Raw genomic sequence first — 23,277 nt, 5'->3', positions numbered from 1 at the left:
AAACATTTATATGTCGGTTCTCCATAAACCATGAAGATTGCAATAAGCAAAGGCTGCAATAACATGATCATCTTCAGTTAGGACAAATTTAGCAATAGGCTTTTGACCTGGTAAAAGGCATTTTCTTTGTCCACCCTTTTCTGTTAGGAGGTAAATCCAATTAATAAGATGTTCTTCTGTCATAGGGTGTGCTATGCTACCTACAGTTATAGTTACTTCATTTCCTGAAATAGTTATAATAGGCAAATGCTTTTCAGTAGCCGCCTCTGTAGTATTAGAGCCAAGTTCTGTCATAGCTTCATTACAGCAAATGAGTTTGCCACCACCATTTTGTATGACACCAATAATATTACCACAGTGCTTACAAATATAAAACTTTTGTTCTCCACACATAAGAACCCCTCCATTATGTATTTTATTACAATAATCCCTAGAATTTTCATTGAATATTTTGAATGATTATTGTAATATAATTCTATTATACAATAACCATTAGTATTGTCAATTTACATATAATATAAAACTTATTTAAAGAAAGGGAGATATTATGAGAAAAATAGCTTTTTTTGATACAAAACCATATGATAAGGAATGGTTTGATACTTTTATAATGAATTATGATTTCGAAATTAAATATTTTGAGAATAAGTTAAATGAGGATACTGTTGCTTTAGCAAAGGGATGTGAAGGCATTGTTGCTTTCGTTAATGATAACTTGAATGAACAGGTCATTAAACAATTAGATGATTTAGGTATATCTATTATTGCTATGCGTTGTGCTGGCTATAATAATATTGATTTTAAAGCAGCGTTTAATAAGATTCATGTTGTTCGTGTACCTGCTTATTCACCTTATGCTATTGCAGAACATGCAATGGCGCTTCTTTTAACACTTAATCGAAAAACACACAAGGCATATAACAGAACCAGAGATTTTAATTTTAGCTTAAGTGGCTTAACAGGTTTTGATTTACATGGAAAAACTATAGGTGTTGTAGGAACAGGAAAGATTGGACAAGTGTTTATCGATATATGCAAGGGCTTTGGTATGAAAGTAGTTGCGTATGATCCCTACCCTATATCTAATGTCGACTTTGAATATGTAGGTTTTGAGCAACTCTGTCAAGTAGCTGATATTATTTCACTTCATTGTCCTCTTACAGAGCAGACTCATCATTTATTAAAGAAAGAAACTTTTGATCAAATGAAAGATGGCGTTGTGATTATTAATACTTCTAGAGGAGCTTTAATTGAAAGTGAGAGTTTGTTAGAAGCCTTAAAGTCACATAAGGTTGGTGCTGCAGGACTAGATGTATATGAAGAAGAATCAGAACTGTTTTTTGAAGATTTTTCTAATGTGATAATACAAGATGATGTTTTGGCTAGATTAGTCTCTTTACCTAATGTTGTAGTCACTTCTCATCAAGCCTTTTTAACTCAAGAGGCTTTAAAGCATATAGCAGAAACAACACTGAACAATTTAAAGGCGTACTTTGAAGGTGAGCCTCTTCCAAATGAGATATGCTATCAATGTAAAAAATTAAATGGATGCAAAAAAAATCATACAGAACGTTGTTTTTAATCTTTTTTAAGAAATAGGTAATTGTTATAAAGCTAAATCAGAATCTGGAATACAAAAAGTAACTTATCTTATAATTTAGGATAAGCTACTTTTTTGTGCTAATTTATTAAAAGTAAATAGGCCCTTCACTCTGTAAAATATTATTACTATTTTACTCATATATTGCCTCCAATTTTATTACTTGATATTAGTATAAAGGATATGAGGTTATAAGTATACCTTTTCCAAATAGTCTAAGGCATACAGAAGTATCTTTATAAAAAAGGTCTTACTGGCTCACAATAAACCGCTTTAGCTTTAACCTCCATAATTTCCTTTTCCGGATATCTAAAAGCAGTTAGTTTACCTCCAAACACACAGCCTGTGTCAATATTAATGGTATGATTCACCATTATTGCTTGAGCTCTTGGTGTATGCCCATAAACAACCAATGCGCTTCCTTTATACTCACTACTCCAATCTATACGCACAGGTAAGCCTAATTCATCTATCTTACCCGTTGTTTCTCCAAACATTGCTAGATCTCGTGTTTTTTTAGATGCTATGCTGTGAAATTGTTCTCTTAATCCTGCATGTGCTACTACTAATCTTCCATTATCAAATACATAGTGTCCCACCAAATGTTCTAGAAACATTTCAACATCTTTTTTAAAAGACTCAGGTTCTTGTCCTAACTGCTCTAAAGTTTCTTTAAGGCCATGAAGGACTTGTACATTAGAACCTTTTAGCTTACGTAGTAACTTATTATCGTGATTACCAGTGACACAAAATCCCTTCTCACTCTTTACCATTGACATGACTAGTTTTAAAACTTCAGGTGATTTAGGTCCCCTATCTACTAGGTCGCCTAAAAAAACTGCTTTTCTATGTTGAGGAGAATATACTCCTTGTGAGTTGTCTATAATATAACCTAACTTCTCAAGCAATTCACATAGTTCATCATAACAACCATGAATATCACCTATGATATCAAATGGACCATGTATCTTACTTTTATTATTTTCTAGCTGCATGAATTCATGAGATATCTCTTCTAAATCTATTGGCATTTTATATCTTCCTTCTTTCATCTCTTTTAAGCTACGTACAATAACTTTTGTATATTTATAATCTATACCAATTCCTTTTATTTCATTTATGGAATAGCTTACTAAATACTAGCAAAAAGTATCAAAAGAAAATAGTTAAAGGAGACTTGCTATGAATTATATTGTTTTCGATCTAGAGTTTAATCAAGATTTCTCAGCACGAAAGGATGTTGTTAACAAAGAAAATCCCTATACTTTTGAAATTATTCAAATTGGAGCTGTTAAGCTAGATGAGAATTTTCATACCATAGATACTTTTAATCGTTTGATTAAACCTACTATTTATGAAGAAATGAATCCTTTTGTTTCTTATCTAACAGGTATTACAATAGAACAATTAGCACAAGAAGAAAGTTTTTCTGAAGTATATAAAGCGTATATAGAATTTATTGGTTCTAGGAAGGCAATTTGTTGTATTTGGGGTACATCTGATATGAAAATTCTATTTAAGAATATCCTATATCATAAATTAGATCCTGCACCCTTTCCAAGAATGTTCATTAATATTCAACCTTACACTTCTATTTACTTAGGCTTGCCTTCAAAAAAATTACTTCGTTTACAAGATGCCGTCAATATGCTTCAAATTCCTACAAGTACGGCTTTTCATCTTGCATTATCAGATGCTTATTATACTGCTGAAATTTTTAAAAAGGTTTATCAACCTTCTATTACACCTAATTGCTATGATCCTTATGAAGCTTCTAAATTATCTAGACCAGCTAAAAAACATATTGATTTTGACGCTTTAATAAAACAATTTGTGAAGATGTATCATAGGCCTATGACAGAAGAAGAACAAGCCATTATTAAAGTAGCTTATCAAATGGGAAAAACAGGACAATTTCTTATAGATTAAATGTATTTTGGGTATATTTCTACCTAATCACATTTTAAATACTTAGATAATTGAACTAAAAAGACTCACCGAGGTTCATTGCAAGCACAAAAATATTCAAGCGCGGTGAGTAATGTTCAATATAATAGATTCATTTTTTACTTACTATTTCAATATTCTCGGTCTCTATTTATAAAATACCTAATCTCTCTTTTGCCTCAGGTAAGACCCTCCAAAATACAGTATAAAAATCTTCTCCTGCGTTTATATGTATACGATAAAAGGTATTTAATACATACTGATTCATTTCTTCTAATTCTGCTTTATCATATACAAATTTCAATCTAAAATGAAGGGCTTTTAATAATTTGTACCATGCCAAGATAAAAGTCTTGTTTTCATTATAATTGGCGATCCCAATCCATTCTTTTACTTTGATTTCTTTTAAGTTAGGCATAACACATGTTCCTACTTGCAAGAAATATTTAAAATCATCATTCTCATAAACTCTGCCAAGTGGAAACAGTCTACAAATATTGGGGCGATGTTCATGTATACCACATCTACCTGTTTCATTCAAAAAACTACAGCGCTCTGTTTCTCCCTCCATCTTGAGATAAGGCAACATCATTTTATTGCTTATTTGGAGTGCAAGTTTATTCCCCAAGAGTTCATCAAAGGATACTTTAGTGTGATTTACTATTTCGTAAACATCAAATGGTGTAAGCTCAACCAAGTCTCCTACTCTATGACAACAAGTATAACACCCATTACATCCAGATGTATCTGCTTTTACATAGTCCTCTATATCATATAATTTACCATCTGAAATACCTTCTAATGTCTTTAGTGTTCTCATAATTTTCCTTTCTTAAATCTTACCTTATAACTATTATGATTTTAACATGTATAGAGTTGTTGTCAATCTATCCTCTAATCAAACTGAAATTCTATTTTATAATGCTAGTACTTTTGTATAAGTGTAACTACAAGTTGTCAAGTTTTCTATCCCACTAGCCATTTATATTTTTCTACACTATATAATGGAATGAATGGTAGAAGAATTGGTGTTTGCTTCACATATGTTTTATATTCAGGATTATCACCATAATTTCTATTTTGTCGTATTTCCAATCTTCTAGCGCCACCAAACATAATATAGACGATACAGATATACCCAAATGATGCCATAGTCCATTGCCATACACCAACATAAACGTTTATGCTTGAAACAAATACACCTGTCCAAAATAATACCTCTCCTAGGTAATTAGGGCAACGCACGATTTTATATAATCCACTATCACAAAAACGTGATGGATTCTTCTTTTTTGCTTTGGATTTTTGTATATCAGCTAAAGACTCTAATAAAATACCACATACCATGATCATAGCACCGACTATGCTAAATACGTCTGTCTTAACTCCGTTTTGTAAACGTAAAAATACCGGGGATATTTGTAGTGCATATAGCAAGGAACAGCTAACCCAAATACTTACTTTTGAAGCTATTTTCATGGTACTACCATCTTTCATTTCTTTTTTCATCGTATGACGATAGGATGCACTTTTTAGTTCTCTAACAAGCAAATATCCACCTAGACGACAACCATAAATCACAAATAGCATACAAGAAACCATAGTTCCTATGCTTAAATCATTGAAAAATAGAATTGGCATAGCAATTCCCATTGCTGCAATAGAAAAACCATATCCCAAAGAAATAAAGTAAACATATTTATAGAATCCAACTGAACTAACCACTAATGCTATAACTATTAATATCAAAAAACTAAGTGTAAATGTACTTGTAAAATTCATAAGAACCTCCACATTTTACTTTATTAATTCTCTCTTATGAAAAAAAGTTTCTTTTATTAAAACCAGCTGTCATAAATCTCCAAGTAGCTTTTTTATTTGTTAACCACTGGATTTTAGCATTATTTTTAGTATTCTTGAGCATTCTATTTACCAAAAATTCAGCTACCACGTGTGGGTAATCTCCCAAGATGTTATAAACTTTCTTTGTCTTTTCCTGCAATTCTATCTTTTCATTGCAAGAAAAAGCATTTGTTAGAAAATCTGTAATCATAATTCCAGGACTTAATCTACCAACAATAACACCTGTCTTAAGTTCTTGCGATTCTTTGGCTAATGCTTCCGTAAAATAAGTAACAGCTCTTTTGCTGGTTCCATAAATAGATAAACCAAGCATTTTAGCATCATTACTTCCATATCCTTCGATATTGTAGATTGCTCCAGAACGTACTTTTGCCATTTCACGCATTACTAGTCGTGATGCATTGATCGTTCCCTTTAAATCAATATCCAGTATGGATGTGATTTCTTTTGCAGATAGCTCCCAAATAGGCTTGTTTGGTTGATTTACACCTGCATTATTGATCCATATATCAATAGAGCCAAATATCTTTTTAGAGTAGTTTATTAGATTTCGTATGTCCTCCTCACTTGTTACATTGCATTTACACACTTCAACTTTAGCGGAGCTTTCAATTTTCTCAAGTTCTTTTTTTGCTTTTTCAAGTACTTCCTGATTGGTTGCACTAAGCATAACATTTAGCCCACTCTTTCTAAAAACCTTAGCCATTTCAAAACCAAGTCCTCTAGAACTTCCTGTAATTACTACTGTTTTCACCTTAATTCACCTCTCTTCCATTAATCTTTTGTGTTATGTATCAATATAAGACGTATTTGATGGACACATTTTTATCCATCTCTAGAACTCTTATTTTGTACTTATAATACTCAAATGTACCATCTTTTCTGTAACTCTTTCTAAATAGTCATACTTCGTCTCTTATATACGATTAACTACGACTCATATTCTCCATATTCACACCCTACATGTGTAGCTACAATATCATCAATGAGCATCAAGCCGTCCCGCGTCTTTTTATAAAGTTTTATGTTTCCTATTCCCGTACCACCATTCCACAACTTCTTATGCCTTTTGCTACCGTCTGGAGCCTCATAGTTAATAAGTAATAAATCAGACTTTAAACAACGTACTTCAGTTTTCATAACAGAGGTTCTATTTTCTTGTCGCACTTTCCACCTCACTTCTGTTGCTGTCTCTTGAAAGGAAAATTGGGTGCGTGGCAATGTCCAAAACTTGGAAAAATTATACTCATACTCATTTCCCTCATACCAAAAAGCTCCCAACAATTTTCGGTTCAGTGGAAAGAAATATATCTTTGGACATCCACCACCGATGTTAAACACACTATTCTTCAACACTTTTCCTGTAACCTTACTCCTCATGCAGTTCGAAGAAAGCCACACCCACGGGCTTGTGAAGTTGCTTCCCCAATTCTTATCCGCATATCCATAGGATGTTTCTGGTGTCACAATGTAACGTTCTCCGTCTATTTCAACAGTTCCACTATACAAGGTTTTCATTCCCTCTGCATGCCAATACATTTCAAAAGCTTTAATCTTACGAAATAATCTACCTGCTCCATATCCCACATTAAATGCAACTTTCTTATCTAGTTTCAAGTTCCATGTCATGCAACCAGCATCACACATATACTCTGGATGCTCCTTTGCATCCACTTCGCTTACACCCACACTGCCTGTTAATTCCGTATCTGATGCAAAACAGTCCTTTGCCTTTACAGAGAATGGTTTCTTCTTATGAAGTTTTACCTCATCCCATGCAAAAAAGCGATGTAGCTGTTTAGGGTTTTTCCCCCAGCTTCCTACCTTGACCATAAGGTAAGATGGCTTCTTGCCGGCTACTTTATTTTCTGGCAATTGACCTAATACAGCTTTATCACCACCTAATGCAGGATTACATAAAAAATATTCTACAAAAAAAGCTTTTTCTTCACCTGTTTTTTCATGTCTTGCTGTAAAAGAATGCCACCACCAGTCATAGCCATTTTTACAAAAGCATCCATCTAGCATATATTCATTTCTCGATAAGTCATGATGATTAAACATTTCTTCACCTTCTCTTTTTTGTATTCTAATAGTCATCTATAGGTAATGTTTTGAGCACCTTAGCTTCAACTTGATTTTATACTATAGTTAAATGATTTTCAATCAACTCCTAGCTTCTTTTATATTATTTATGAAATTTTTCTAAAAATACTCATTTATTATCATAAGTTAGGACATGTAGCATACACTGATAGTAATTATTAGTATATGTCTACATACTTTAATGCATGGACATAAAGGAGGAACTAATGCAAATCAATTGGAAACAGCTTTTAATAAGTATAGGCATAAGCCTTGGAATAGGCGCTTTAGCTGGATTTCTCACTCAAAATAGTATGGAAGTTTATAATCAGCTGAAACAGCCTGTTTTATCACCACCAGGAGGGGTCTTTCCTATTGTTTGAACTATCCTTTACATTTTAATGGGGATATCTGCTTATCTCATCTATGAATCTAACTCCCCCAACAAGGAAAAAGCTCTTACTATCTATGGGTGGCAACTTTTCTTTAATTTTCTATGGTCTATCATCTTTTTTAACTTGCAAAATATCCTACTTGCTTTTTTTGTGCTTATTATATTATGGATTCTGATTGTGGTAATGATTAAGTCATTCAAAGAGATTAATCCATTAGCTGCTTGGCTTCAAATTCCCTATCTGCTCTGGGTTACTTTTGCTGGATACTTAAATCTTATGCTTTATACCCTTAATCAATAATACGACATATAAAAATAGGGTAGCTTCTAATCTATTAGTAGGTACCCTATTTTTATAGTTAGAGAGTTAACAAAAATGACACTAAATAAAGAGTCTATAATTTTCTTTCTATAAATTTTTCAAATTATATTAGGGAAATATTCACGATGTAACATATAGTATGATGTAAAGAGCAAACAAAGAACTCTTTTTTGGGTTATTCGTTAATGCTTTACACATAAGTTATACCAAATAAAGTTTCAAACCAGGGTCTTAATGCCCTAGCTTCCTCGTCATAAAGGGTGCACCGGCTAAGACTTTAAGGAGCTCCTCACTCAGCGTTTGAACTTTCATAGCTTATTTTCCTATTCTCTGCAAAGTGCAAGACCTGCTGAGGAGCTTATGTCTATGCCTTTATTGTGACATTGGAAATCAAGCTATAAAAGTAACTAACAAGAGTCTGGGCACAACAAAAAGTCATCATTTTAGATTTTTCTAGAATGGTGGCTTTTTGTTGTGAAGATAAAACAAATATGTATACCTATTGTACTCTAAAGTAATACCAATTACTCTCCAAGTGTTTTCTTTTCCATTTCAATACTCATCAGGTATACATATGTAAGTAGGTTTCTCTCCATTAACTGTATATACAAAAGCATAGTGATTTCCGTCCATACCAAAGAAAATATTATCCTTCTAATGCGAATTTATATTATTTACAAAAAGAGGCTCCAGGTATTGAAACTTATAATAAAACTTCAATTTGACCCGAAACCTCTACTGTTATCCACAGCAAAATTTATTATGGCTGAACAGTTATCTCTTTAAAATATTAAAATATTCTCAAACTTGAATTACAAAATCCTGTCACAAAATCCATCAAATCAAGAAAAACATCCTCCACATCAGAATTACAACTAGAACGTAACTCTATCAGATTATTCATCATACTATTTTTATCCATTCCTGCCTCTTTATATTCTATTAATAGCTCGCGTAAAAATAATATATTACCTTGACTTATACTCATTTTACTTAATAAAGATTGTCTAAAATCCTCATCTATCATCCTTAATTCAGTTCCCATCTTAATACGAGCACTTTCGCTTCTAACCTGATTTTATAGTATAGTTAAAGAAATTTCAATCAACTCCTACTATCTTTTACACTATTTATGCTGTTTTTCCTAAAAATAGGTATAGTTCCCCTTACCCCAATTTTCTCCCACCGTATTCAATTAGGTCATGGCCTTATGTCGTATCAAAAATATACTTCCTATTATATTTCAATCGATATAGATCTTTCTCTAGCAACCTTACTATTTCTTTTTGTGTTAATAGCTTTACCTCACTTCCACTTAGCCTTCTAAAAATAAATAGTTGTGTAAGATTAGTAGCTATGCTCATTAAATACAAAAGTGCTTCTATCGCGTTTGGGTGATGTATAAAACAATGCTCTAGAGCACTATAAGTTTTAAGTTTATTAAATAAGCTATTTTCTATATCCCACCTCATGTGCATCATCTTGTATAATGTTTGAAGAGGAATATTAAAATCACTTGTAACCAGTAAAACTTGTGAATATTTGTTTGTCTTTGTTTTCTTTCTAAACTTTACAAACCTAAGTGGGTCAGTTACTTCATCCATGTAAAACGATTCTTCATATGCTGTTACTTCACAATCTCTTTTCCCATCTTGCCAAATCTCTTTTATATTACTTTTGTTAATTTTAGTCTTAGCTTCCTTGATACTTATAATATTACTATCCCTTACATGAATAACTGGTATTACCTTATTAGATATACAATGATTAATCCAACTGCTATTACAAGCCAAAGCATCATAAACGACTACATCTATCGTACATTTATGCTCTTTCGTTACTCTGCTCAATAGTCTTTTTGCTACCGTTAGCTCTCCTTCATCCTTTTTACTGCTATCTTCTGAACCTTTATAGAGTTCAAAGTCTATGATCAATCTAGGCTCATTGCCTATTAATGACATGAATGCAGTACTATGAAAATAGTGTGTTTTTTATTTCTTATAGTTGTGGTACAATATTCTTCACAACTTTTCTTATAGCTTCCAAACAATTTAGTACCATCTATAGCTGCAACTGTATAGCCATCTATGGTCCCTTCTTCAAATGTTTTATTTCGCTTGGACTTCTTAATGATTTTACTGTGCATTTTGTATAGTTCTTGATTATCAATAACTTTAAGGGTATCTCTGATAGTATCTATTTGTGGTAATTTCATTTTTCTAGAAATAATATTTATAAAATCATTACTTCTTATTTTATACTTAAGTTCATTAAAACTTTGTATTCTCATTATAAAGCCTAAAAGCACTGGTAGAATAACCTCTCCAGTAGTATATAGAAGGTTTTTTCTTCTATCTGTTAGTGCTTTTAACCCATCTTCTATATGATAAACTTTCTTTACATATTTAATAAATTTCTTTAAGTAATTCTTACTCATCTTTGCCTCGGTTGTCATTTTTTATACACAAGAAATGATTATAGAATATAACTATGCAAAGAGGCAAGAATCTGAAGTCAAAAAGTGCGAATTTACAACTTTTACAAAAAGGGCTTTTAGGTCTTGAAATTTATAATAAAACTTCAAATTGACCCGAAAGCCCTCATTTCCACCCATATTTGTATCTGGATAAATATATGTACCATTCCATTGCCCCATCAATCAATGTTTTTAAATGCAGGAAGTATTTCAAATTTCATGCCATCACTGAACAAAACTTTTACAACTTGTCCATCAGCTCTAACTTCACTGCGAGGATAAGATGTTAGTATTGCATTTCTTACTGCTTGCAATAAACGTGATTGACCATTGCCCTTTACTAAATCATATCGATTATATTCATTTTGTGGTAATTCAAACAAAACATCAAGATCACTGGAATTAATTGCTGTTCCACGCCCATAAGAACCAACATACAAACTATTTTGTGTCTCACTTTGGCTGTTTCAAAATTCACAATTTATTGCTTTGGTAATAGTATGATAACGCATTGATATAGTATTTCTAGTATCTTGTGGAATAATCTCTCCACGCTTACGTATTGGCAAACTCATCTTATTCCGTCCCCTCCTATTCTTTCATTACCCGAACAAATAAATTCATGTTACTTATAAAAAATCACTATCTTATTTTTGATCTAATCCTTTATATATTTTAGGATAATCAGCAATAAATGTGTATAATATTTTTATTTTTAGTGTTTTTTACGAACAATTCTATAACTCAACAAATTATACTTATCTATACCCGCCACACCTATAAGTACAGATTATCTGTGATACTTCTAATCTATTCTAATTATATTTTATAATATAATTAGATATTGGTATACAATATTATTTATTTTTAATTTTTTTAACTCGTGATATAACTACGAATTACCTGTAGGATACAAAAAATAGGCCAAGCACATATCTATCTCTTCATAGTTTGCTTGCATCTACTCTATTATTACTTTTTCATACTGTATACTTGTCCATATAACAGTCTTACAATCATTTCATATTAACTCAACTATCTTTTTTTATACACATAAAATGATTATAAGACATCTATTGCAAAGAGGCACAAATTTGAGGTGAAAAACTGCGAATTTGACAAAATATATAAAAGACTTTCAGCCATGAAATTTATAATAAAACTTCAAATTAACCGAAAGTCTCCTTAAAACTATTTTTTATAGACAGCATCTTTTGAATCGCTTAAAGTTAAATTTGCTCAAAATAAAGAGATTGTCATTCTACACACTTTATTATTCCTTTGCCCAGTACTCTCCCTCCAATGTTAAGCTTAAACTCATACTCATTTTTTAATTTTCCCTTTATGTGTTCAAATTTATCTCCATATGGAAGTTGAATAATGACTTCATGCCATTGCTCCTTTATAAGAGGTTTATCACACAATATCCTTGAAGCTATCAAGTCTCCATCCATATTAAATGAAGGCATCATTCCAGACCATCCATTTCCTGGCATAGCACCACCATTATCTTTAAATAAATATATATCTGCTATAAATTCTAACAAAACAAAATCAGCTCCATTCTTACTAGTATACCTGTTTTACTTCTAACAATGAATCATTAAAAATTTTCAAAACATCTTCTTGAACAGTTGCATTACCACTCTTCAATATAGCTGTATCTACAGCATTAAAATCTAATTTAATAAATACTTCTTTTGGTATTTTTGCCTTAAAAATTGCAACACTCTCAGGGAAATTATTACTCAGTTTTAATATTTCATCGAATGAGAATCCAAATTGTTTTGAAACAAATCCACTTGGACTGGGTCTAAATATATTTGAGCTCATTATATCTTCAAATTCATCTACACCAACAGCTCTATAGAGTTCTACATACGAATCACTCGTATTAAGCATTTTCGAAACATTTTCAGCAACACTTGAATAGGTTATACCTTTAGCCTGATATTCTGCAGTACTTATTCCATATTTACTTAAAGTAGCAATATCATCACATGAAAAATATTGCATTAGCAATTTTTCTAACCTATCTAAGCCAGCCGCGCCCTCAGATTTTTGTATTGATGTGATTAATCCGTCCGTTGCTCCGAGTTCTTTTAGTTTTGCAACGGTTTTAGGATCTCCCTTTAAAATATATTTTGCAACATCATCTGCATTTTTTCCAAATAATCCAATAGCTTCAGAAACTACACGAGGAACTATTATAGCTCCTGCTAATAACCATCGATTAATTTCTTGCTTTGTTATTATATCTCTTCCTTCAATTAGTTCTATAAAAGTTTTTGCGTCTCCAATTAAGGGCGTTAAATCCAATACTAAGGATAATCCATCTCCCGGAGAAAATGCGCAATTAAATTGTCCAAACTCCTCTGCATCTTCAAATTTAGGTATTAATATTCCATAAGTTCCCTCTTCTAATGTCGCTAAAAATGGATATAACCCTTTATGATTAGCAGCATATACAAGGACATCATCACCTTCTACAAAGCCTGCTTCTTTATACATATCCAATAATTCTATAGTCATTGAATAGTCGCCTATTGAAGTTATAGAACTAAGCTTAATTCTTACTTCATAATAGCCACCTTTTTCAGGTACAAAATCTATTCTATCTTGTATATTATATTTTGTGGTTACTAATTCAGGGTCAGACATTCCAGTAATCCCTATATAATAAACAGATATATCTAAATTAATGTCGCTATTCACATTAATTGTATATGGTCTCGTGACAATATATGGATTAAGAATAAAAGTATGTTCATCCTTACTATGTGCAACTGTTCTTTCGTAAGTATTATAAATATCCACATTTGTTTTATCATAATGCAATGCAGACCATGTATCATGTTCGAAATGATTGGTATGTTCAACATAATCGGTTAATCCATCGGAATCGCTATCTATATCTGTAGGATCAGATAATATCGGTAATACGACTATATCTTGTAATAACTCTGGGAAAGGTATTTGACTTATATCGTACCCATGAGTCTCATAGATCAGAGTCCATATATCTCCTATTTTAGGTAATTCATATCCATCTATTCCATAAGATATTAATTTAGAATCCCAGTATACCTCTTCACTGTCAGTAAGTTGATCCTTGTCAGTATCAGCTGAACCTCCCTTAGCTAAAGGTTCTTTTAATATAATTTCTTTAAGGCTAGTACTTCCTAAAATTTGAAATTCTTTTTGGTCAATAAGATTAGTAATAATAAATTCTTTGAAACCACTTTCGACATCTGCCATAATTCGAAGTGGTACGAAAACACCATTTATTTTTTGTAACCATCTTCTATAAAACGTAGCTGTATTATCTGAAATACTACCTGTTTCTTCCCTTGTTTTATAAGATATTCCTAGGTTAACTCCCGATGTGTTTAACTTTTCTATCATCTCATACACAGTATTAAAACCATGGCAGTTAGCAATACTATATGACTTATCAGTTACTAAAAAGGCAAACTTACTGGCATCTTTTCTAAATGGCAAAGTTGTAACATACCCTAATCCCGCAAGCGGTGTACCTGAAATGTCTGTATCATATCCGCCATAAGCATCAAGCCCATCTATTATCTGCTCTATTTCAGAAAGACTATTGCTAAAGCTTAATACTCTATTTCCTTCTGCTTTTGAAGCCTGTATGCCATTTATTTGGATGGCTGAAGAAGGACTCATATAGTTAATATCTTTAAAGTCAATTATGGATACTTCTACATCTAAATTGTACTCCTCTTTTAATCCTCTAACAATCTCTTTCATACTAGCTTTTAATGATGGCATTATTTTTTGCATTGTATATCCAGTATCTATTACAAAGGCTAGGTCAACTTTTTTTGACTTTGTGTTAGGATATGTAGTGTTAAATAAGTTATTATTTTTCAAATCATATGTTTGAGTATCCACGCTCGCCATTATAGAAGCACTTTGTTTTAGAATATTTACTTCTTGATTAGTTTTAAAAGCTCCTACGTTACTCAACCATTTTTCTAAATTCATAACACAATAGGTACCTTGACCTATCATTTCAGTGCTTATTACATTAGTTTTCACATCAACTATTGTAGGTAGTGGAACTAATATCCCATATTCCTCATTAAAATTAAAAATTTGATATCTTTTTATTCCTGTTACCCTCTGGTCATTTACAATATTGTCTTGTGTAACAAGAGACTCATCTAATTCAAATGATATTTTACCTTCTTCTAATACGCCATCATGATACTTAATGCTAATAGCTTTTCCTACAATTGCATTATTATCTTCTATTGTATGCGCATATTCACTTTGGCCTACTATAGTATTTCCTTTTGCATTTCCAGAAGCTTTTACTTGGATAGATACCTTATAAGGACTATCTTCTGTATTAATAGCTGACAAATTGTCATCAGCTACATCTTGAACAAAAACATATTCTTGATCTGGTGTACCAAAAGTAAAAGGATTTAAAGGATCTAATCCCATACTTATTTCGTCACCATCATTTAAAGTATCTCCATCAGTATCTGCTATTAGCGGGTTAGTATGATAAGTATTTACTTCATCACCATCTATTAATCCATCATTATCACTATCAGGCTTAAAAGAATCTGTCCGAATTGTATATTCTTCAAGATTAGTTAAGCCATCATTATCAAAATCTTCATCTGCATCATTTATTCCATTATTATCAGTATCACTTAATGTAGGATTTGTAATAAAATCAAAGTATTCGTAATTATCAGGTAGTCCATCATTGTCTGTATCTATTTTTGTTAAGTCAGTTCCAATAATACGTTCGGTTTGATCAGCTAATCCATCACCGTCAGTATCTATTCTAATATCTATTTCATCATAAACAAGCGGATCGGTACCAAACTTATTGACTTCATCTCCATCCAATAAACTATCTTTATCTGTATCATTATTGTAAGGATCTGTGCTTAATAAAAACTCTTCTCTATTAATAAGTCCATCTTTATCAAAATCTTCATCTGCATCACTTGTATTGTTTCCATCAGAATCTTGAAGTAGTGGGTCTGTCATTAGCTCACAATACTCATAACCATCAGGAAGGCCATCCCCATCAGTGTCTGCATTTAGAGGATCTGTTCCTAATATATTTTCATAGTAATCAGGTAAATCATCATTATCAGAGTCTAACTCATAATCAATCTCTTCTTTATCTGTAGCTGATCCAATATAAGATAGTTTATAATTATTTGGTTCAATTGTACTATCTTCTAGATTATCTCCACTAAAACCTAAAGTTAGAGTTTGTCCTGGTGCAATATTAGCGTTATATCCTTTATTTTTAATAACATAGTGATTACCAGTGTGCTCAACTATAGTAGCAGTCCATAAATTATTGATATTAGCTTCAAAATCAAAAGCTAAGCTCCAGTCCTCAATAGGTGCATTAGACTGATTAGTAATACTTATTTCTCCATTAAAACCGCCATTCCAGTTACCAGTTAACTTAAATCCAATAGTGTAATCTACATCACTTGCTACTTGTTCTTCCATATTCAAGCTGTATTTACTTGGATTATTAATAGTACCATCGCCATTGGCCTGGAAACCGATAGTTATACTGCTTCCCGGTTCTATATCTTGATTCCAACCCATATTTTTAATAGCATAACTATTACTTTCACGTGTTAAAATTTGAGCATTCCACATACTTGTAATTTCGTGTTCAAAATCAAATTTTAATGTCCAGTTTTCTAGTGGTTTATCACCAGTGTTAGTGAGTACAAATTCCCCATTAAATGCCCCTGGCCATTGGTTCGTTACTTTAAATTCTACTTGATAACCATCCCCTATATATTTAGAAGGATTAATTTGTATAGCTCCGGGTGTAGTCGTTTGAGTATCTACAAGTGCTGACATAGGCAGTGGTACATCTTTTGTTGTTTGTGCAAATAATTGAGTAGGCAGTGATGTCATAGCTAGTGTTAAAGTAAGTAAATAGGCTAAAATTCTCTTTTTCGTTTTCAAATAACAACTCCCCTTTATAATTATATTCTGTATAATTATAATATTTAAACAAATAAAATTTTGTCCGAAACTGTCGTATAACTTTTTTAGTAGAAAGTACTAAATGTATGTAGTACTTTGTAGTTGTTATGCTTAATATCAAAATGAACACCATTTTAGGCTTAACCACCAAGATGGTGTTCACTTCATAGCTAAAATTCATTTAGTGCTTTCAAAATTTTTAATTGTTATTTTCACATATCATACTTGTACCATCTAATAATGTAATGTATATTTTTCCTCTGTCATCTATTACTTTGATCTGACCTAGCATTCTAAGACATAGATTCTCATTGAATTGTTCCTGTTTTACTCCATGATCTAATTGGATCTATATTAAATAAGTAGACACGATTTGATATTAGTGATTATATTAAAGTAGACACAAAAGGAGGTGCCCACATGGCAACTAAACAAACTCGTTATGATGAAGATTTTAAAAAATCAATCGTTGCACTTTATCACAATGGCAAAACTCAGACTTCACTCTGCCAAGAATATGATATTTCACAGACTTCTCTCGCTAAATGGATTAAACAATATTCTACTGTTGAGACCGATGATGGCAAAGTCCTAACTGCTAAACAAATTAAAGAAATGCAAAAAAGAATGGCTCAACTTGAGGAGGAAAACCTCATATTAAAAAAAGCGATTGCCATATTCACGCCACACTCTCTGAGCGACTAGATGCTGTTTATAAACTACGCTTTCAGCATGATATCAAAACCCTTTGTCGTGTACTAAACGTAAATCGCAGCACTTACTATAAGCACTTCAACTCTGAATCTGCTCCAAGAGTAAGGGAAAACCTAAATATCAAACGTGTCATTCTTCAGATTTATTCTGACTATGATAAATGTCTTGGTGCTTATAAAATCACATATATCCTCAGTCGTGATTATGGTATAAACATCAGCGTGGGACGAGTGTACAGACTGATGCAATCAATGTCTCTTCCTAAAATGTCTACAGATAAACCTTGTAGAGTAAAACATCACGATCAGGGAGAATGCGATAATCACCTCCATCAGGAATTTAACCAAAAGGCTCCAAATCTTGTCTGGGCTAGTGAGTTCACTTACATAAAAGTTAATGGTAAATGGTATTATCTTTGCATTGTCATGGACTTGTTTTCTAGAAAAATCATTGATTGGCACATAGCTAGCAACCACGATGTTACCTTAATAATGTCAGCTTTTAATAAGGCTTATAAAAGCCGTCATGTTCAGTATGGACTCATATTTCACTCTGACCAGGGATCTGAGTATACTGCTTTTGCATTTAGAAATCTCTTAGATTCCTATAATGTTGTGCAGTCATTTTCTAAAAAAGGATACCCTTTCGATAATGCTTGTTGTGAGAGTTTTTTCAAATATCTCAAAAAGAATCGCACCAATCGCAGAAACTATCATACCTTAGAGGAACTTCGACTAGATATTTTCGAGTACATTGAAAATCTATATAACAATCGTCTTCCCCACGGTGCGATTGGATATAAAACGCCAAATGAGTTAGAAGCAGAATACTGGGATCAGCACGCATAATTGTTGATCTCAACCAATTTTTTCGTTACAAATCGTGTCCAAACTATTGACTATACTCCAAATTGTAACATCAGTTCCATATTTGTTAATCCAGTCTATCGCGACAATATTACTTGAATCATATGTAATGACTTCTGTATTCCCGAATAATATTTCTGCACCATCAATAACAGTATCATCAGTTGCCTTATACTGTAGAGGATAAGAACAAAAATATTTATCCAATTCTACTCGTTCGTTATGCAAACTTACAGTTAGTTTCGATGACGTATCAGCTTCATAATGCCCCTCGATATCACAAACATATGTTTCTTCTATATTTCCTATACTTATTGCAACTTTAATTTCTGATTCAATAATATTAATTATTTTTATGTCACTATCAATTAAATTACCTATTGGTTCTTTTTCTTCTTTGTAATATAACAATGGCGACATTAAATATGTTTCTGATGAAAAATTTGCAAAAAACAAATTTTGGGGATAACTTATCAGTTTCCTCGGAATTGGTAAGAAATCAAAATTTGTATTTGTCTTTACATTAATCTCATCATTAGCTATTTTTTCACCATTATAATCGCACCATTTTATATATTCATTTAGTAGAGCATATCCACTACTCCACATTTTTGATGCACTGCTATATCCAATTGTAATTTCATTACCATCTTTCATTGCTTTGCAAAATGCATGACCGGCAGAATACATTTTCCCAGTACTCTCATTTATTGCCTGACTTGTATCTGAACCTGCAGATATACGATAAGATTCTCCTGACTCTGAAAAACGATTAGCCATCCCCGAATTAAAAATTTCAAAATTCTTCAATTCAGCTAATACTCTATGCATATTTGATTTTGGTATTTTCTCATATCCAGAAGAAAAAGCGCTAGCAATTTCATCATATAATGTTTCCGTTTTTATCTGCGACAAAATGAATAAAAGTCCTGTCTTCACTTGATAATGAACAATATACAAGAGATGCTCAACATCATTGATTTCATTTGATGCTAACCACTTAGGAGGGACTAATTTTTTTCCAATTCCCACTATGGTATTATCTTCAGTATTAACATATGGAGGTTCTGTAATACCACAGCCATTTGGAAAAGATGAAGAAATATTAAAATCATTTACTCTATAAATTTTTGCATGGCATCCTGGTCTAATGTTATATAAGGAGAAATTTTCAACATCACTTGCACTTTTATCTCTCTTATGATAGGAAGCAATGTATTCTTTACTTTCTATCTCCTCGTCAACCTTACCATCACTGATATCAATGATTATATCTTGCCAAACTGCATCTGTTCCATACAGTCTCCTGTTTTCAATTAGAAGTTCTTCATCGTTTATTGTTATGAATTTAGCTGTTCCAATATTTGAGGCATTAGTACGTGCAAATCGGCCAATAAACTGTAACATATTTGCCAATGATTTATGTACCTCATGAATAGCAGCAATCTTTAAATTAGGAAAATCAAAACCTTCTCCTAACATATCCACACATATTATTCCATCTAGCTCTTTATTTTTTAAAGCTTCTATACATTTTTTTACTGTGTTATTTGACATTGAGCTGTCAATTCTTTTTAATCTAAGTGTTGTTTTTTCAGCATATAGTTTTTCTAAATCTTTTGCTTTTTCCTTAGTGTTAGTGCGAACCATTAAAAAATGCTCATACCCCTTTTCTCGATCCTGCATCAAGATTTCTTCTGCTTTGTATGCAATTCTTAAATCTTTTTCAGCACTTGCAGATATAGGAATATACATAATTTCACCAAAGATACCATCTCTATATGCTAATTTTAATGGATATCTATAAATCACCTCCCCCTTTATTTCTCGTGAATCCATTCGAAAGGGCGTTGCTGTAAATAAGACTTGATTTACTTTTTGTGTCAATTCTAGAATCCTTGTCCAAGAAGCAGCCGGTGTGTGATGTGCCTCATCTATCAAAACGCAGTCAAACTTTTCAGATTCAGCTTTATTTTCAACCAAAGATAACGCACACTGTGGTGTAGCAACAATGACATCAGCTTCATTATATTTTTTATTTTCCTCATCGCTATATAAATGATTCATCTCAAAAACATTTGGTTTATGAATAAGGACTGGCAATGCATTTGCATTTATGAGAGTTTTCAATTCACAAAACTCCTCATATATTTGCCCACGTACCATCTTACTCGGCGTAACAACCAATACCTTTTTTGCACATAACAAATATGGAGTCATCATAAGTACAGCTGTTTTGCCAGATCCTGTCGGCATTACTACAATTGCTGCTTTATTTTTATCCAATGTGAAATATGACCCAAGTGCATGAATTGCCCCTAATTGTGCATTTCTCAAACCGTTGTTATTTACTAATCCTTTTGTGAACTGTATTTTTTCGTAGTTATCTTGAAAATACCCCATTAGCAACTCCTTCTTATACGTATTTACCTTAATATAATTTACAGAAATCTTGATATAAGTGCCCTATTACATGAGCATTTCAGCTTATAATTTAATCTTATACTAAATTTAATAAATTTTAAATTAAATATATTTTTTTACAAATAACTATATTATTTCCCTAAAAAATAAGTATAGCCCCCCTCTTACAACAATATTTGACCTTGATATTCAATTACACATTGGATCTTCATGGTATAAAAAATATGCTTAGGAATATATAAAAACAGGACTTAAAAGCAAATTAATCTGCTTCTAAGCCCTTATATCTTTCACCCTACCTACAATAGCATCACTTTTATACCATGATAGTTCTCAGAATAATTTCTTTTATTCTTTTAAATCTTATGTAACTTGCACCTATATCTTCATCTCCATCATTGCAATATCTTATAAATTTCAAATAATCTTCTGGCAATTTAATTTCAAATTCATCTTCTACTTTAGATATAAATTCTTCATCAAAGTTGCCCTTTATAACAAAATTTCCTAAATACTTTTCATACTTCATATTTTCCCATTTTCATATCTTGTAATTTTAGTTAGATCATATCATGTCTCAAAGATTTTATGTATATTTCCTCATAAATAAATATTTACACCATTACCTATACTTTTGCGCAAAACTACTGAATTCTGCCAAAAAGTGTACCCCCTACTCATTTGGGAACATCTATTTGTCCAAAAAGTGTCCAAAAACACATCAAGGCTTAGAGCTATTATTCGCCCTAAGCCTTGATATATCTAGGTTTTATTGTACCGCTAAAAAAAACTCTTTCCCACTTCACCCCTCACAAACCCACATCTTTCGTTGCCCGCTAAAAAAAAGTCTTTCCCGAATCCTGCATTTTTGCCCTATTTTTTTCTCTCATTTTTAAGAAAATCGGGAACAACTTTATTTTCATGTAAAAAAGCCATGCCTGATTTTAGGGTAAAGAAAAAAGGATCAAGGGGTGTTTTCCCTCAATCCTTATTCCTGATTTCTATTCTTAACCCTTGTCCCTCAACACCTTAACCCTTGTTAGATTCCTAATTTTAATCCCTTGAATCTTATTTCTTTTTCCAGCTCTTCCTCCTGCTTTTGGTCTGGTGGAAAATGTTAGGTGGAAAGAGTTTTTTTAAGATGGTAGGACTTTTTTTTAGTTAGTCAATTTATTTAGATAGCTTCACTACCGTCTCAACGTGGGGCGTCTGCGGAAACATATCCACGCAAAGCACTTTATCAATGTGATATCCAGCTTCTTTTAAAATTGGTAAGTCTCTTGTCAATGAAGTTGGTTTGCATGAAATATAAAGTAGTTCTTTAGCACCAAAGTTAATAATCTTTTGAATTGCTTTTGGATGAATACCGTCTCTTGGTGGATCTAATATGATGATATCTGGTGTTTCTTTTAATTGATCCACTTCTACCATAACATCACCTGCAATAAAATGACAGTTGGTTAAATGATTAAAAATAGCATTTTCTTTGGCCTTATCAATCGCTTCTTCTACAATCTCGATGCCATAGACTTTCTTTGCGCGAGTAGCCATAATTTGAGTGATGGTACCTGTACCACAGTATAAGTCAAATACAGTTTTATTATCCATATCATCAATAAGGGAAAGCGCATTTTTATAAAGGAGTTCTGCTCCCTTTGTATTCGTCTGGAAGAAAGAAAATGGTGATATATTAAACTGCAATCCTAGAATCTGCTCTCTAATTGTATCTTGCCCATAAATGACAGATACTTTTTCTGGCTTAATTGCATCAGCCAAATTATCTGTAATGGTATGGATTACACCTGTTAGTTTTCCTTTAAGAGGAAGGTGTGCTAATAGCGTTGCTAAAGGTATGAAAGAAAAATCTTTTTGAGATGAAGTAACAATATTAACCAATATTTCACCAAATGTAATAGACTTACGAATAACAACATAACGCATGAATCCAGTATGCTGCATTTTCTTATAGTAATTTAAATCGTTATCCTTACAGTAGTCTAAAATAGTTCGTAGTATTGTACTAAAGTCCTCATCTACTAAGAGGCAACCATCTACTGTAATCACATCATAGGTACTATGTTTACGGTGCATACCTAAAGTCATAGGACCATCTTTGACTTCATCTCCAAAGCTAAATTCCATTTTATTTCTATACGCTAAAGCTTCAGGACTTCCAATAACACCCAAATCTTCATAGTCAGAGATACCTGCTTTGGTAAGTAGTTCTTTGACTTGTTCATGTTTTAAATGAATTTGCTCATCATAATCAAGGTTTTGAGCGCTACAACCACCACACATCCCAAAATAAGAGCAAGGCGCTTCGACAAAATAAGTCGGATTCTCGAGGACTTCTAGAAGCTGTGCTTCCCAAGTTCCTTTTTTGCGCTTAAATAAACGTGCTTTAATATGTTGGCCTTTAAAAGCACCTGTAACATAAATAGGCTGTTCTTCATAATAAACAACCCCTTTATTAGGGAATATACTATGAGACACAATGCCTTCAATTATTTGATTTTTTTTAGCCATCGTATGACTCCTTTAATTCGTACTTATTCTAAGTCTTCGTATCAAGCAATA

Annotated in this window: 17 protein-coding genes and 2 pseudogenes; 4 read left to right on the top strand and 15 right to left on the bottom strand. The window is 32.2% G+C overall.

Going from position 1 to position 23,277, the window contains the following annotated elements; all coding sequences use genetic code 11:
• Positions 1-6 precede the first annotated feature (6 nt).
• The gene (locus CLOLE_RS11210) at positions 7-393 is read right to left on the bottom strand and encodes a desulfoferrodoxin family protein (RefSeq protein ID WP_013657228.1); all 387 of its coding nucleotides are present in this window, start codon (positions 391-393) and stop codon (positions 7-9) included.
• 154 nt (positions 394-547) lie between these two features.
• Between CLOLE_RS11210 and CLOLE_RS11205 the strand changes: the two genes are divergently transcribed.
• A complete protein-coding gene (locus CLOLE_RS11205) occupies positions 548-1,582 on the top strand; it encodes a 2-hydroxyacid dehydrogenase (protein WP_013657227.1) in 1,035 nt (344 codons plus the stop codon).
• Between the two features lie 254 nt (positions 1,583-1,836).
• On the opposite strand, the gene CLOLE_RS11200 is transcribed toward CLOLE_RS11205, so the two are convergent.
• Complete coding sequence (locus tag CLOLE_RS11200) at positions 1,837-2,631, bottom strand: metallophosphoesterase (RefSeq protein WP_013657226.1); 795 nt, start codon at positions 2,629-2,631, stop codon at positions 1,837-1,839.
• Between the two features lie 151 nt (positions 2,632-2,782).
• Between CLOLE_RS11200 and CLOLE_RS11195 the strand changes: the two genes are divergently transcribed.
• Positions 2,783-3,529 (top strand): 3'-5' exonuclease, encoded by a 747-nt coding sequence (locus CLOLE_RS11195; protein ID WP_013657225.1) that lies wholly within the window; start codon positions 2,783-2,785, stop codon positions 3,527-3,529.
• A gap of 169 nt (positions 3,530-3,698) precedes the next feature.
• Here the strand turns inward: CLOLE_RS11195 and CLOLE_RS11190 are convergent, their stop codons facing one another.
• The 4 genes from CLOLE_RS11190 to CLOLE_RS23370 all read right to left on the bottom strand — a co-directional run bounded on the left by CLOLE_RS11190 (position 3,699) and on the right by CLOLE_RS23370 (position 7,510).
• Positions 3,699-4,367: a YkgJ family cysteine cluster protein gene (locus CLOLE_RS11190; RefSeq protein WP_013657224.1), complete on the bottom strand. Its 669-nt coding sequence runs from the start codon at positions 4,365-4,367 to the stop codon at positions 3,699-3,701.
• Positions 4,368-4,513: 146 nt separating this feature from the next.
• Entirely contained in the window at positions 4,514-5,329 is an 816-nt protein-coding gene (locus CLOLE_RS11185; RefSeq protein ID WP_013657223.1) for a DUF1295 domain-containing protein, read from the bottom strand.
• 34 nt (positions 5,330-5,363) lie between these two features.
• Positions 5,364-6,164 carry an SDR family NAD(P)-dependent oxidoreductase gene (locus CLOLE_RS11180; protein WP_013657222.1) on the bottom strand — a complete coding sequence of 267 codons (801 nt, stop codon included), beginning with the start codon at positions 6,162-6,164 and terminating at the stop codon, positions 5,364-5,366.
• 176 nt (positions 6,165-6,340) lie between these two features.
• Positions 6,341-7,510, bottom strand: a complete 1,170-nt coding sequence (locus CLOLE_RS23370) for a tocopherol cyclase family protein (RefSeq protein WP_242825741.1) — start codon at positions 7,508-7,510, stop codon at positions 6,341-6,343.
• A gap of 191 nt (positions 7,511-7,701) precedes the next feature.
• On the opposite strand from CLOLE_RS23370, the pseudogene CLOLE_RS11170 reads away from it, so the two are divergent.
• Positions 7,702-8,190 (top strand): annotated as a pseudogene (locus tag CLOLE_RS11170) (TspO/MBR family protein).
• Between the two features lie 811 nt (positions 8,191-9,001).
• Here CLOLE_RS11170 and CLOLE_RS11165 read toward each other — a convergent pair.
• From CLOLE_RS11165 to CLOLE_RS21865, 6 genes and pseudogenes are all read right to left on the bottom strand, one after another.
• A complete protein-coding gene (locus CLOLE_RS11165; protein ID WP_013657220.1) occupies positions 9,002-9,256 on the bottom strand; it encodes a hypothetical protein in 255 nt (84 codons plus the stop codon).
• A gap of 163 nt (positions 9,257-9,419) precedes the next feature.
• The gene (locus CLOLE_RS11160) at positions 9,420-10,172 is read right to left on the bottom strand and encodes a transposase (protein ID WP_050794683.1); all 753 of its coding nucleotides are present in this window, start codon (positions 10,170-10,172) and stop codon (positions 9,420-9,422) included.
• The gene (locus CLOLE_RS11155; protein ID WP_041712968.1) at positions 10,163-10,648 is read right to left on the bottom strand and encodes a hypothetical protein; all 486 of its coding nucleotides are present in this window, start codon (positions 10,646-10,648) and stop codon (positions 10,163-10,165) included. The genes CLOLE_RS11160 and CLOLE_RS11155 overlap by 10 nt, the downstream gene beginning before the upstream one ends.
• Positions 10,649-10,866: 218 nt before the next feature.
• Positions 10,867-11,139 (bottom strand): annotated as a pseudogene (locus CLOLE_RS21870) (SMODS domain-containing nucleotidyltransferase); the annotation flags it as partial.
• An 804-nt stretch (positions 11,140-11,943) separates the two neighbouring features.
• Entirely contained in the window at positions 11,944-12,234 is a 291-nt protein-coding gene (locus tag CLOLE_RS11145; protein ID WP_013657216.1) for a hypothetical protein, read from the bottom strand.
• A 22-nt stretch (positions 12,235-12,256) separates the two neighbouring features.
• Positions 12,257-16,675 carry a cellulose binding domain-containing protein gene (locus CLOLE_RS21865; RefSeq protein ID WP_013657215.1) on the bottom strand — a complete coding sequence of 1,473 codons (4,419 nt, stop codon included), beginning with the start codon at positions 16,673-16,675 and terminating at the stop codon, positions 12,257-12,259.
• 441 nt (positions 16,676-17,116) lie between these two features.
• Between CLOLE_RS21865 and CLOLE_RS22470 the strand changes: the two genes are divergently transcribed.
• A protein-coding gene (locus CLOLE_RS22470) for an IS3 family transposase (RefSeq protein ID WP_242825740.1) occupies positions 17,117-18,258 on the top strand; the annotation gives its coding sequence in 2 pieces (ribosomal slippage) (positions 17,117-17,366 and positions 17,366-18,258; 1,143 coding nt in all).
• Between the two features lie 9 nt (positions 18,259-18,267).
• Here CLOLE_RS22470 and CLOLE_RS11125 read toward each other — a convergent pair.
• The 3 genes from CLOLE_RS11125 to rlmD all read right to left on the bottom strand — a co-directional run bounded on the left by CLOLE_RS11125 (position 18,268) and on the right by rlmD (position 23,226).
• On the bottom strand, positions 18,268-20,679 hold the full coding sequence (locus CLOLE_RS11125) for a DEAD/DEAH box helicase (RefSeq protein ID WP_013657213.1): 2,412 nt from the start codon (positions 20,677-20,679) through the stop codon (positions 18,268-18,270).
• A gap of 337 nt (positions 20,680-21,016) precedes the next feature.
• Positions 21,017-21,229 (bottom strand): SMI1/KNR4 family protein, encoded by a 213-nt coding sequence (locus CLOLE_RS11120; RefSeq protein ID WP_013657212.1) that lies wholly within the window; start codon positions 21,227-21,229, stop codon positions 21,017-21,019.
• A 641-nt stretch (positions 21,230-21,870) separates the two neighbouring features.
• A complete protein-coding gene (gene rlmD / locus CLOLE_RS11115) occupies positions 21,871-23,226 on the bottom strand; it encodes a 23S rRNA (uracil(1939)-C(5))-methyltransferase RlmD (RefSeq protein ID WP_013657211.1) in 1,356 nt (451 codons plus the stop codon).
• Positions 23,227-23,277 lie beyond the last annotated feature (51 nt).

Origin of the sequence: Cellulosilyticum lentocellum DSM 5427 (assembly GCF_000178835.2) — a bacterium.
Taxonomy (GTDB): domain Bacteria; phylum Bacillota; class Clostridia; order Lachnospirales; family Cellulosilyticaceae; genus Cellulosilyticum; species Cellulosilyticum lentocellum.
The sequence above is the reverse complement of the archived record's forward strand: the minus strand, read 5'-3'. Positions and strand labels throughout refer to the sequence as shown.

Excerpts from the sequence above, each read along its gene's own strand:
- CLOLE_RS11210 (WP_013657228.1), bottom strand. The coding sequence starts at position 393 with ATGTGTGGAGAACAAAAGTTTTATATTTGTAAGCACTGTGGTAATATT.
- CLOLE_RS11205 (WP_013657227.1), top strand. The coding sequence starts at position 548 with ATGAGAAAAATAGCTTTTTTTGATACAAAACCATATGATAAGGAATGG.
- CLOLE_RS11200 (WP_013657226.1), bottom strand. The coding sequence starts at position 2,631 with ATGCCAATAGATTTAGAAGAGATATCTCATGAATTCATGCAGCTAGAA.
- CLOLE_RS11195 (WP_013657225.1), top strand. The coding sequence starts at position 2,783 with ATGAATTATATTGTTTTCGATCTAGAGTTTAATCAAGATTTCTCAGCA.
- CLOLE_RS11190 (WP_013657224.1), bottom strand. The coding sequence starts at position 4,367 with ATGAGAACACTAAAGACATTAGAAGGTATTTCAGATGGTAAATTATAT.
- CLOLE_RS11185 (WP_013657223.1), bottom strand. The coding sequence starts at position 5,329 with ATGAATTTTACAAGTACATTTACACTTAGTTTTTTGATATTAATAGTT.
- CLOLE_RS23370 (WP_242825741.1), bottom strand. The coding sequence starts at position 7,510 with ATGACTATTAGAATACAAAAAAGAGAAGGTGAAGAAATGTTTAATCAT.
- CLOLE_RS11165 (WP_013657220.1), bottom strand. The coding sequence starts at position 9,256 with ATGGGAACTGAATTAAGGATGATAGATGAGGATTTTAGACAATCTTTA.
- CLOLE_RS11160 (WP_050794683.1), bottom strand. The coding sequence starts at position 10,172 with ATGTCATTAATAGGCAATGAGCCTAGATTGATCATAGACTTTGAACTC.
- CLOLE_RS11155 (WP_041712968.1), bottom strand. The coding sequence starts at position 10,648 with ATGAGTAAGAATTACTTAAAGAAATTTATTAAATATGTAAAGAAAGTT.
- CLOLE_RS11125 (WP_013657213.1), bottom strand. The coding sequence starts at position 20,679 with ATGGGGTATTTTCAAGATAACTACGAAAAAATACAGTTCACAAAAGGA.
- CLOLE_RS11120 (WP_013657212.1), bottom strand. The coding sequence starts at position 21,229 with ATGAAGTATGAAAAGTATTTAGGAAATTTTGTTATAAAGGGCAACTTT.
- rlmD (WP_013657211.1), bottom strand. The coding sequence starts at position 23,226 with ATGGCTAAAAAAAATCAAATAATTGAAGGCATTGTGTCTCATAGTATA.